The following is a 10,723-nucleotide window of genomic DNA, read 5'->3' on the forward strand; positions in this document are numbered from 1 at the left end:
ACTATCGTCACCCGTACTGCTGCCCACACCGGCAGCGGACTTGGACGCCGCCACCGTGCGGGAAATGCTGCGCCGCGCCGGCGGTCAGCACTACCTGCGGTGGGCAGCACGGGTTCGGGCGACCTGCTACTGCCTGCACCCGATTCACTTGCACCGCCGCCACGGCCTGGTCGCCGCTGACCGGTTCACCATCCGCTGCGGCAACCGCCGTGCCGCTGTCTGCATCTCCTGCTCGCGCCTATATGCCGCAGACACCTGGCAACTGGTGCACGCCGGCATTGTCGGCGGGCACCACAACATCCCCGACACGATCACCGCCCACCCCCAAGTGTTCCTGACGTTGACCGCACCCTCGTTTGGGCAGGTGCACCCTCCTGAGCACCGCACCCGCGGCGGGCAGCCCCGCCGCCCCGGCACCTACGACTACCGCGGGCATGTGCTGTTCAGCTGGTGGGCGCCGACCCTGTGGCAACGCTTCACCATGCGCCTACGGAGACTGCTGGCCGCTCAGCTGACGACGTTGGGGTTGCCGAAAGATACTGTGCGGCTGTCATTCCTGAAGGTGCACGAGAACCAGACTCGACTCATTCCGCACTACCACGCGGTCATCCGCCTCGACCGCCCCGACACCACCAGAAGGCAATGCGACGCAGTCGATTTCCCGGTCAGCAGCAGCGAACTTGCCGCACTCGCCGTCGAAGCCGCCCGCTGGACTCGTCAATCCCGGTCCGGCAGCGTCGCAAGATCGCCGGATACCTCGCCAAGTACGTCACCAAATCAGTCACCGATACAGGGATCAGCCCACGCCCCATCAGCCCAGCCGCCTGCGACGACCCGACCATCGCGACCCAAGTGAGCCCGCACATCCGCCAGATCTGGCGCACCCTGCACGACCTCGCCGATCAGCAGCCCGACGAATACGCAGCGATGGTCCGGTGGCTGCACACCCTCGGCTACCGCGGGCACGTCACCACAAAGTCCCGCCGCTACTCCACCACCCTTGGACACCTGCGCCAGATTCGTGCCCTCTGGCGCCAGCAGCAGACTCCGGCCGACAACGCAGACGAGAGCACCAGCCACCAAGACGACACCGACGCTATCGGTGAGAGAAATTGTGATCCATGGGAATTCGCGGGCACAGGACATCTCACCCACGGTGACTACCAACTCACACTAGCCGCCGCGCACCAACACCTCGAACAACTCTGGGCACGCCGCGATAACTCCGTCCCGCCGGGTGGACCGCCATGACCGCGCCCGCCACCGACGACCGCGCTTCGGCGCAGGTGCCCCGCCGTGATGAGGAGGAATTCCGTGTCTGGCTAACCGAATCCTGTGCACGCCAAGGAGTCCCACTGACCATCACCGACCCCACCATCATCAACCAGGTCGCTGTCCTCCTCAAACACTGACTGGGCTGGACCACAATCGTCGAGGGCAAGTCACCGCTCGCGGTGACGCGGCAGCACCGGCTTGTCAGACGTGCGCGTAACAATCATCCATGCCGGGCATCGCCCCCGATGCCCGGATACCAAACCGATGAATAGGAGCGAATATGCAGGTCAATGTACACACACGGAGCTGGTCACCGTCCCGCAGATTCTTCTGGTGGTTCCCGGCAATCAGCGGCGCGCTTGTCCTGACTGTCAGTGCCGGATGGGTGATGCTCGGAGCATCGGTGCTCGCGCTGTTGCACATCACCGGCACGGCCGGCCCGATGCATGTCGCGGACTATTCACTGGGTTTCGTTGGTCTCGGCGTGGTCGCCGCGATGATCATGTTCGGCGTTGCGGCACCGTATTCGATGACCGCACACCTGAGCAAAGGTGTGGTTGTGTCCGCGCGGACCATGCGTGAGCAGTTGGTTCACAACCCGCTCATCCGATCGAGACTACTTGCCATCCTGATGCCAGTCCTGCTGCGGATCGCAGGAATTACCCACCCGTACTGGCTCGGACTGGCAGCGACCATACTGACTGATGTCGTCATCACCTAGACCCCAAGACCGCTGCAGAATTCTGGCACAAGTTTGGGCACGACTGGGATATCCCCGAACTGATCCGCCGACCCAGCATCGCCAAGCAGTACGCAGACGCAGCGTGGCGCAGCGTCAATCAGCGGTGGATCACCGGCGGTGTGCTCGGGTTGATCGCCGCACCAGCGGTGCCGAAGTCCTGGACCCTCATGATGCACGGGACAAACGCGCTCACCACCGTCCCGTTCATGCTCTCGGTCGGCGCAGCACTGAGCGCTATCTATCTCGGACGTTCAGCCACCGTGTACTCCGGCTTGGCCAAGCGTTACACGTGGGCAGCCATCAGCTCCGTCCACCAACAGGGCCGGCAGAATCCACGGCCCCACCAGCGAGTGACGCCGGCTCAGCAGACCCGACGTCTGGGCAGCATGCGATCCACGTTCTAAACCACGTCACAATCGCCATTGCGGTTGCACGCGGTTGATATCCAGGCTGCGGGCGCCTTGCTTGCCGGCAGCGATCACCGCATGGTCGAGGACCGTTTTAACGATGGCGTGCCGCCGGTCGATCGACAGCTCCTCCCACTGCCCACGCAGTGATGCTCCGGTGCCGGCCAGCTCGTACAGGGCTCCGTCGGAGGAAACAGCGACAATGTCCTTGTGCGCCCGCTGAATACGTTCCTCGATCGGGTTCCGGGCTGTCATCCACTCCCGCGCGGTGATCGCCCCGTCGGCGTACAGGCCGGCCAGCTCGTCGAGCTTGCTGGTATCGACGGTGATCTGCGCGGTCAGCTTCACCGTATCCGGACTCCGTTTCGCCTTGCCCGCCAACGCGTTCCGCAGGCCCGGTGAGTCCAACCGGGCCAGCACCGCATCGACCAGCAGATCCTCCACCGGCACCGCCACCACCGTCAGCCGGCCGCAACCGCGGTGATCCGGGCCAGACAGACACACGTAGCGACGCACTCGTCGATCCTGGCCCTGCGTCCTGGCCGCGGAGAACAGGGTGTTGCCGCATTTGCCGCACCGCAACATCCCCGACAGCACATACCGCCGCGGTATCCGCTTGGTCGACCGCGCTTTCGCCGCGAACACCGCCAGTACCTGATCCCGCTGCGCCGGGGTGATGATCGGCTCCCACACCGCCGGACCGACCACCTGCCCCTTATGCTCGCGCAGCCCGGCGATCCGCCCCGACTGCACCAACGCCCGCAGAGTGGTCGTGATCCACGGTTTGCCCGACACGGTACGAATCTCATGGTCGTTCAACCATTGCGCAAGTGAGCGCATCGACTCCCCGGCAATGGTGCGGGCCACCAGATCCCGCACAATCTGCGCCTCATCCTCACGCACGACCATATTGCCGGTCTCGTATCCGAAGGCTCGCTGGGCGGTACCGTGCGGCAACCCCGCCTCCGCATTGGCGAGCATCTTGCGGGCTACCCGTGCTGATCGCCGCCCGGACTCCTTGGCGGCGAAGGCGGCGAAGATCCGCGCCATGAACAGCCCGTCATCGTTGCCCAGGTCGATGTCGGCGGTCACGGTCGCGACCTCGTGGACCCCGGCCTGCTCACACAGGGTGACGAACTCTTCGAGCTCCACCGGCCGGCGATGCAGCCCGATCGAGGTTGTAGACGATCACCGCATCCCGGGCACCGTTCGCCAGATCATCGAGCATCTGCCGGTAACCCCGCCGGGTCTTGCCCGAGTACGCGGACACATCATTGTCCACATACTCGCGGCCAATGGTCCACCCACGATCCTTCGCGAGCTTGCGGCAGTCTTCCAATTGTCGTTGCACGCCAAGCCCTTTGCCCTCCAAGTCTTGGGAGATCCGGGCGTACACTGCCGCTGACCGCACCGTGGGCTTACCGCTACTCATAGGGGCCAGTTTAGTGACTTCCCAGCTATCCCTGACTGGTGTGGCCCCTACCCGGATGGATATCTGATCAGTCCGACGATTACAGCATTTTGAAGTGTTCGATCACGCGGTCAGCCACGGCTTGGTAATGCGTTGCGTAGACGCGTTCCTTCGGAGAGAACGCGTTGAGAGGCTGGTCGATCTGTACGACTGTGTTGTAGATGCTCTCCAACTCAGCGGTTACCTTTCCCAACGTCTCGTCGACGTGCCCTTGGGTCTGTCCGTACCAGTGCATTGTGTCAGCGAGTGTTAGGATATTAGTGTTGCTACCTAAGCTGCTCTGACCATAAAGCTTCGTGAGTTTGTCGATGGCGCAGTACCGCACGCGCTCATATGAATCGATGATTGTGGCAACAGGATCAGCGCTCAGCAACACTGGATACCGCACGTTCTCTTTATGCTCGCGGTCAACAGATCCGTCCGGGGCCAGAGCAAGACCTGTCGAGACGAGGTGTGCGATCTGGGTCTCGAGTTCTACGCTGAACCCAAGTCCGGTGACGTTCTTGGCTTGCCGAGCGATCCGATTGAAGAGCTTGGTGAGCGGCTCACGCCAGCAGAGGGCGAGCAAGAGAACGGTCGCCGGCCATATCAACGAGCTGACCAGCGCAGCTGCGAATGCAAACCCGTTCACCTTGTTCTCCTGCGGTTGATGGACTCAGAGGTTGCCGAGAGCGTAGGGGTGCTCGGGGGACGGTCCGAACACAGCGGGGTGTTCAATTCTTGCCATCTGCAATTAACGCCGCACGTTGAGCAGTTCTCGTTGTCGTGGAGTGAGTTTTCTCCGCAAACTGGGCCACCTCACCCATCAGCGCATTGCTCCTGGAGCAGCGTAGCGACCGAGACGAGGGTGCGCGGAGACGCTGAAACCCAAGCCGCCCTCAGCCGCGAAGACTCGCTCGGGCTCAACCCGCGCCCGACCACTCCCGCTAGGATCCGTGACACCGCGACCACCCCGTCCAGCGACACGGTGTCCCCCGGCGGGGGAGTGTCAAGGTAGCCGCATTCGGCGAGCGCGGTCTCGAGCACCACCCGGTACGGAGTGTCAGTCACCTCCGCGACCGTCTCGAGTCGATCGCGTGTGGGCAGAGCGCGAAGTCCTTCGCGCCGCCACAGATTCAGGTTCATCCGACTCATACCGAGCCGTCCGGCTACCGCGGTTTCCGACAGACCGCGTCGATGTTTGAACTCGTCGACGATGCCGGCGAGGGAAGCTCCCATGTGGGGTGTCACCGTCTCATGCTGACTGTCATCAGGAGAGGTGTCAAGAAACCATGTACAGTGTATGTAAAGCGTAACTTTACATAATCTAAATTATCGGCGCGAACTAGGACGAGTGAAAGTGATTGTGAGGCAGTATATTTACCGCTTCTTGAGTGGCTACCGTAGCCGCCACACCGCAAGCCAACAGCGGATCTGTTGTGGCCGTTATCGTTTCCTCAATCGCAATCCGATGAACTGTTGGTGATCCTCATGGCGCGGCCATCGCGCTCGGTGAACTCGTGTCGGTTGTCGAATGTCGGCAGCTGGCGTCGTTGGTGCGCGAACTCTGCTGCCACCGTCTGGCGAAGGGCCGCGGGAGCAGCCGCGATCGCGTGTTGCTCTACGTGGGAACGAAGGTGCTCAAACAGGTCCCATCCTCGCCGGTGCTCACGCTGACTCATCGGTGAGTCCGGGTATCGACGATCTAGGAACTCACTCAACGGCACAGGTAGTTGCTCACGCCCGAACCGACCCAGAGCGTCAATGTCGCGCCAGCGTTTGAGCAGGACAAAGATGTCGACGCCGCGTTCGGCTAGTCCATCGAGTCTGAGTAGGTCACGCCAGGTGAGAATTGCTGGCACGTGGACTTTGGTGATGTTGGGATTCTCGTTGTACTTGACTACCAGGCCGAATGCTCTGGTGTACACAGCGTTCTCGACCGCGATGTCGCCCGGGATTCCCGCGTCGGGAACAACCACGATCGGGACGAATCTGGTGCGGCCAGTGACCGCCGTACGCAGCCTGTTCCAGCCTCGGTTCATGAAGAGTTCGACGGTGCTGAGTAGCTGTCGGAACTTGGTTGTCGTGAACCGCTGCTCGATCTCGAGTTGCAGCGATTCGATCGTCGCCTCACCTTCCGCGAACGGTTGGGGCAAGTTACGCATGTTGGCGTCGATCAGAATGCAACCGTGCCCACGGAAGAGTGCGAAGTCGCAGTGGCAGGTCCCCGATAACCGGTCCAGTCGGTCCTAGAGCCAGTTCTTTCTTGCGGTCGGTCAGTCGATCTCGCAGCCCACGGGGTGGTGCTGGTGGGTGCATCGGGCAGCGTACTCGGCCGGGGTCTTGTAGCCCAGCGCTGAGTGGCGGTGTCGGTGGTTGTGGTCGTCTTTGAAGTCTTCGATGACCACGCGGGCCTCCAACAGGGTGGGCCAGCAGTTGCGGTTCAAACACTCGTCGCGCAACCGGTTGTTGAACGACTCGATGAACCCGTTGTTCCACGGCGTGCCAGGCGGAATGTAGGAGATCCCCACCGACCCTGCACAGAACGTCTGGAGGGCCTCAGAGATGAACTCAGGGCCGTTGTCCATGCGCAGCACCTTCGGTGGGCCACCCCAGATCGCGAAGGTCTTCTTCAACTCCTCGATCAACCGGTCGGCGGCGATCGAGCGATCCACAATGTTGAGCAGCGACATCCGGGTGTGTTCATCGACCATGGACGCGATCTTGATCTTGTGTCCGTCGACAGTGGAGTCGAACTGAAAGTCCAATGCCCACACCACTTTCGGTGCGTCCGCGGTGACAATCGGCACCGACGACTGGCCGGCCCGTTTACGCCGCGGCGCCCGGCGCACCTGCAATCCTTCTTCCTTCCACAGCCGGTGGACCTTCTTCTTGTTCACGGTGTCGCCTTCGTCGAAACGTAGCCAGGCCCACGCCCGACGGAACCCGTGGCGTGGGTTCTGACGGGCGTAGGTTCGTAGCTGCTGGCGCAGGCCAGCATCCGGGTCAGCCGGGGTGTGCGCTTGCGGCAGTTGACGATACGCTGAACGAGCAAGCCCAACAACCTTGCACGCCTTGCGTTCTGACATGTTCATCACGTCTTTGAGCATGTCGATGGCGGCGCGTTTGGCGGTTGGGCTCAGAATTTTCCCTTGGCGATCTCCCGTAGCGCGTCCTTCTCCAACTCGGCATCGGCGAGCAGCCGCTTGAGCCGGCCGTTCTGCTCACGCAGCTCCTTGAGCTCCTTGGCCGCGTCACCGTCCATGCCGCCGTACTGGCGGCGCCAGTTGTACAACGTCGCTGCCGACACCTCGAGGTCGGCGGCGATCTCCTCGCCGGTCTTGCCCTGCGCCGCCAACTCGTCAGCCCGGCGCAACTTGCGCACAATGTCCTCTGCCGAGTGGCGCTTGCGTCCTGCCATGATCCTCATCGTCCCTTCTCTGCCCTCAACAGGGCAATCAGGACTCTAAAACAGACCGGACCGGTTCACGGGGGACACGCCAGCAGATCTTCGGCAGCGTCGACTTTTTCGTTCGCCAGACTCGCTTCATCTCGGCTTCGTCAACAAGGACTGTCTCCCCCGATTCGTCGTAGGTACAGATGCGTTGGAGGACCTCGCCAACGCGTTCCTCGAAGATGTTCCGCATTGCCTCCGCGTAGTGGTCGGCCTTCTTCGAGTCGGTCGCACGCAACATGTGTTCGGTCTCGAGGTAGAGATGGTCTCCGAAGATGCGCTGGATCACGTACTGAAATCTGATAGGCAGCAGTGTGCCGTCGTCGATACGCACAAACGGGGTCTGTTGCAGCTTGTACCGAGTCCACAGCGACGCATTCTCGGATCGTTCCTGCGCCAGCTGTGCGCGCAGGTCTGCGAGCGACACCGTGCAATGGTCCATCAGGAAGTCGACGGCCGCTGGTGGAGCGGCGTATCGAGCGAAGAATTCAGGCTCAATACACGTGAACCCTTCGTGCTTCCAAAGGTTGTAGAACAACCACCCGAGTGACAGGAAGTCGTCGAGATCAACCCCGGTGATCTCGGCCCACTGCGCGGCTGGACGCTCGGCCAGGCTGCGCTTGACCTTGGTCGAGGTCCTGTCTGACCAACCTCGGTACCAGATCCCCTCCGTCGACGCCGACAGAAGTTCTAGTGGTTCGGGATACAGCAGCGCCGTTTGGGTCAAGCGAGTCAGCGTCATCTCGGCGAGCACCTGGTCAAATCCCGCTCCCTCGGTCGGCATGGCCGCCTCATGAGCTTCGGCCGACAGACTCAGAAAGACCGCTAGGAGTTCATCACTCGTAGGCACGGCATCTCCGTCCACATCGGCCCACGCTATGACTTCCTTGATTGCCAGAAACAACGGCATCGGATGCAGCACAGCGTTGCCGTGAGCCAGCAAGCCGGCAGTCTGCGCGCTGGCTGGTTCGCTGACCCCGGATAGAAACGCGAGCACAACCTCGTCATCACTGTTCGACATGCGTGACAGGTCTAGGTCAGCGAAGATCCGCGAGAGCCACTCAAGCGTGGGCACGAGGCCGACGTGGCCCCAGAGCTCACGTCGTGCCTCGATATCGAGGTAGAACAGGGCTGGCACGTCATCGATGCGCGCGACGCGTGGTGCGCCGTCATCCATACGGGCTATCTGATCGAAGTTCACTCGTCCATCATTGCGTCCGGTGCCGACAGTGCCAGTTCTGATCACCTTCACGGCGATGGCCCCCCGACCCCTTTAAGAGAGGCCCAGCCGCCGGACTGAACCCGGCGTTCGGGACGAGTTGCCCCCCCGGCACCAGATGCAAGGGGCTAGACGCAGTCCTAGGTCCCTACTCGTCCCACTTCAACACGTCTCGTTCCCAGTTAATCGCCTGCGGTGCAATGACTTTAGCTATTTCATCACATGTGACGAAATGTAGCGCGAATCCGCCGGTCGGGTCGGCTGAGGTTTGGGTGCCGTGGTCAGGGTGGAGAGCCAGATGAGGAGGGCGATCTCCGCGCAGATGACGGCGAGGACGGCGAGGATGGTGAGCAGGGTGCGCCCGGGGCGGCTGCGCCGTGTGGACGCCACAGTGGGATCGATCAACCACGCCGTGCTGGTCGATAGCCGGGCGCTCACTGCCCGGTAGATGCGTCTGGTCCTGGGGGTGATGACAGCGGTCCTTCCGCAGCGCGCGCTGAGGTCGCAGGCAACGACGATCGTGACGTCTGCGCGAACGCCCGGGCCCCCCGGCCATCTCCCCTCGTGACGGCCATGAGGATAACGCAGATCGTTGAGGTCAGTGCATCACATTGTGCCGTGCCGGGGTGTTCGTCCGTTCAGATGAACGTTGTGCAGGTGCGCGCACAGGCGGTGGCTGATACTGGATGCCGTGACGGACTGGCGCAGCGATCCGCGCGAACGCGAGGACATGATCGCGTTCGCGTTGCGGTGGGCGCCGTTCGGTGGTGGCAGCAGCGAGGACATCTGGGTGAGGTTCGGCATCCCGGAGCGGGTCTTCTTCCATCGACTCCATCGAGTGCTCGCCGCAGCTCCGCCGCCGGGCCTGGATGACACTGCGTGGCAACGATTGCGGCGAGTGTGTGAGCATCGGTTGGCCTCGACTAGCGCACCGTGACCCGATCGCCGGGTGGTCGCGACCGCAAGTCAGGTGGTGGTGATTTGCGAGAACGACTCAACAGATTCAGTCCTTCATTGCCGAAGCGGCTGTGGCCCACCCGAAGGAGTGGGGAGGGCATATTCTCGACTGACCGCGAGCTACCTGGACAACGCCCTGGCCATTCGGAACGAAAGAGGTGATCTCGATGACGAATTCAGTAGGAGTACGCGTACCCAAAGCAGAACTCGCGTTGCTGGCCGCAGGGATCGTATCGGCTGTTTTCGCTGTGGTTTTCGACTCAGAGACGTGGCTATCGATATCGATACTGGTCTGCATCCTGTGCGCCATCGCAGCGGTCGTGTCGATACCGTTGTCCATGGTGAGTGTCCCGATCCAAACAGCCGTACTGGTCCTGGGGATCATCGGAACCGTCTTCGGAATCTACTGGTGGGCAAACCATCAAGACGAGCCGGAGATCTTCTCCCCGCTGATCCTCGGATATCTGGCCGCAGCACTGCTGCTGTCCAGCCTGGTCAATCTCGCCTTTCGCCAGGTACGAAGAACGGCATAACCGCCGGGATACCCACACACGATCACGTCCCTTCGTGAGAACCACCGGGTGGCCTCGCACGCGGAAACAGGCGGCGGATCATTTCCAGGACCAGTAGAACCCCGAGCGCGCTGAGCGCCCCTGCCAGCGGGAAGTACACAAGTTCTGGCGCTAAGTCGACGTATCGTGGAGCGCCACGGAGCGCGCCCGGGTTGGACGCGATATCCGAGTCGGTCAGGACGAATGTTGGGTCTGTGACGGGTTGAATCATCACCACGGGTTGCACGTGATGCGCGTAGAGGGCGGCGAACAGTCCAGTGGCGGCTCCGAGGAGGACGGTGCTCACCACCTGGACGGCGACCGTGCGCCACGTCGGCCGGGTAGCCGACAGCGCCGACGCCGCCAGCCCGATCACGGCGCCCATCAGCGAGCCGACGACGGGGAACACGAGCAGTTCGGGAAACCAGCGCGGACCCGTTTCCGACTGCAAGTAGTCGAAGGTGAAGAAGTAGCCGTTGATCTCGCGCGCCGGGCGGCCGAGGTCAACGAACTGGCGCGGACTCGCATACCGCCAGCCGATCACCGCAACCAGGCCTACCACCACCCCGCTCAGTGCCAAGTCAGCGATCAGCCGTCTTGTAGGTGTGCTCGCGTCTGCGCTGATAGATCGTTCCTCGAATGTGGGCGTGAACCGGACCGGCCTAGCT

The 10,723-nt window shown here is 62.3% G+C and carries 11 protein-coding genes and 2 pseudogenes; 6 read left to right on the forward strand and 7 right to left on the reverse strand.

What is annotated here, in order from left to right:
• Positions 1 to 64 precede the first annotated feature (64 nt).
• The 4 genes and pseudogenes from AB4Z55_RS27485 to AB4Z55_RS27500 all read left to right on the forward strand — a co-directional run bounded on the left by AB4Z55_RS27485 (position 65) and on the right by AB4Z55_RS27500 (position 2,421).
• A pseudogene (locus AB4Z55_RS27485) lies at positions 65 to 1,251 on the forward strand (replication initiator).
• Positions 1,248 to 1,412: a hypothetical protein gene (locus AB4Z55_RS27490; RefSeq protein ID WP_182374591.1), complete on the forward strand. Its 165-nt coding sequence runs from the start codon at positions 1,248 to 1,250 to the stop codon at positions 1,410 to 1,412. Before AB4Z55_RS27485 ends, AB4Z55_RS27490 begins: the two are co-directional and overlap by 4 nt.
• 266 nt (positions 1,413 to 1,678) lie before the next feature.
• Positions 1,679 to 1,996 carry a hypothetical protein gene (locus AB4Z55_RS27495; protein ID WP_369521197.1) on the forward strand — a complete coding sequence of 106 codons (318 nt, stop codon included), beginning with the start codon at positions 1,679 to 1,681 and terminating at the stop codon, positions 1,994 to 1,996.
• 149 nt (positions 1,997 to 2,145) lie between these two features.
• The gene (locus AB4Z55_RS27500) at positions 2,146 to 2,421 is read left to right on the forward strand and encodes a hypothetical protein (RefSeq protein WP_369521198.1); all 276 of its coding nucleotides are present in this window, start codon (positions 2,146 to 2,148) and stop codon (positions 2,419 to 2,421) included.
• A 6-nt stretch (positions 2,422 to 2,427) separates the two neighbouring features.
• Here AB4Z55_RS27500 and AB4Z55_RS27505 read toward each other — a convergent pair.
• From AB4Z55_RS27505 to AB4Z55_RS27530, 6 genes and pseudogenes are all read right to left on the reverse strand, one after another.
• Positions 2,428 to 3,856 (reverse strand): annotated as a pseudogene (locus AB4Z55_RS27505) (recombinase family protein).
• 79 nt (positions 3,857 to 3,935) lie between these two features.
• Positions 3,936 to 4,526 (reverse strand): hypothetical protein, encoded by a 591-nt coding sequence (locus AB4Z55_RS27510; protein WP_369521199.1) that lies wholly within the window; start codon positions 4,524 to 4,526, stop codon positions 3,936 to 3,938.
• An 805-nt stretch (positions 4,527 to 5,331) separates the two neighbouring features.
• The gene (locus AB4Z55_RS27515) at positions 5,332 to 6,039 is read right to left on the reverse strand and encodes a hypothetical protein (protein ID WP_369521200.1); all 708 of its coding nucleotides are present in this window, start codon (positions 6,037 to 6,039) and stop codon (positions 5,332 to 5,334) included.
• A gap of 111 nt (positions 6,040 to 6,150) precedes the next feature.
• A protein-coding gene (locus tag AB4Z55_RS27520) for an IS3 family transposase (RefSeq protein ID WP_099047927.1) occupies positions 6,151 to 7,295 on the reverse strand; the annotation gives its coding sequence in 2 pieces (ribosomal slippage) (positions 6,151 to 7,028 and positions 7,028 to 7,295; 1,146 coding nt in all).
• Between the two features lie 37 nt (positions 7,296 to 7,332).
• Positions 7,333 to 8,529, reverse strand: coding sequence for a hypothetical protein (locus AB4Z55_RS27525; RefSeq protein WP_369521201.1), 1,197 nt, complete (start codon positions 8,527 to 8,529; stop codon positions 7,333 to 7,335).
• A 228-nt stretch (positions 8,530 to 8,757) separates the two neighbouring features.
• Positions 8,758 to 8,937, reverse strand: a complete 180-nt coding sequence (locus AB4Z55_RS27530; protein ID WP_369521202.1) for a hypothetical protein — start codon at positions 8,935 to 8,937, stop codon at positions 8,758 to 8,760.
• A 301-nt stretch (positions 8,938 to 9,238) separates the two neighbouring features.
• Between AB4Z55_RS27530 and AB4Z55_RS27535 the strand changes: the two genes are divergently transcribed.
• Positions 9,239 to 9,484, forward strand: coding sequence for a hypothetical protein (locus tag AB4Z55_RS27535; RefSeq protein ID WP_369521203.1), 246 nt, complete (start codon positions 9,239 to 9,241; stop codon positions 9,482 to 9,484).
• Positions 9,485 to 9,671: 187 nt separating this feature from the next.
• The gene (locus AB4Z55_RS27540) at positions 9,672 to 10,037 is read left to right on the forward strand and encodes a hypothetical protein (protein WP_369521204.1); all 366 of its coding nucleotides are present in this window, start codon (positions 9,672 to 9,674) and stop codon (positions 10,035 to 10,037) included.
• A gap of 22 nt (positions 10,038 to 10,059) precedes the next feature.
• Here AB4Z55_RS27540 and AB4Z55_RS27545 read toward each other — a convergent pair.
• A partial coding sequence (locus AB4Z55_RS27545; RefSeq protein ID WP_369521205.1) for a hypothetical protein occupies positions 10,060 to 10,723 on the reverse strand: 664 nt, incomplete at its 5' end.

This window comes from Gordonia sp. ABKF26 (assembly GCF_041103195.1).
GTDB lineage: Bacteria > Actinomycetota > Actinomycetes > Mycobacteriales > Mycobacteriaceae > Gordonia > Gordonia terrae.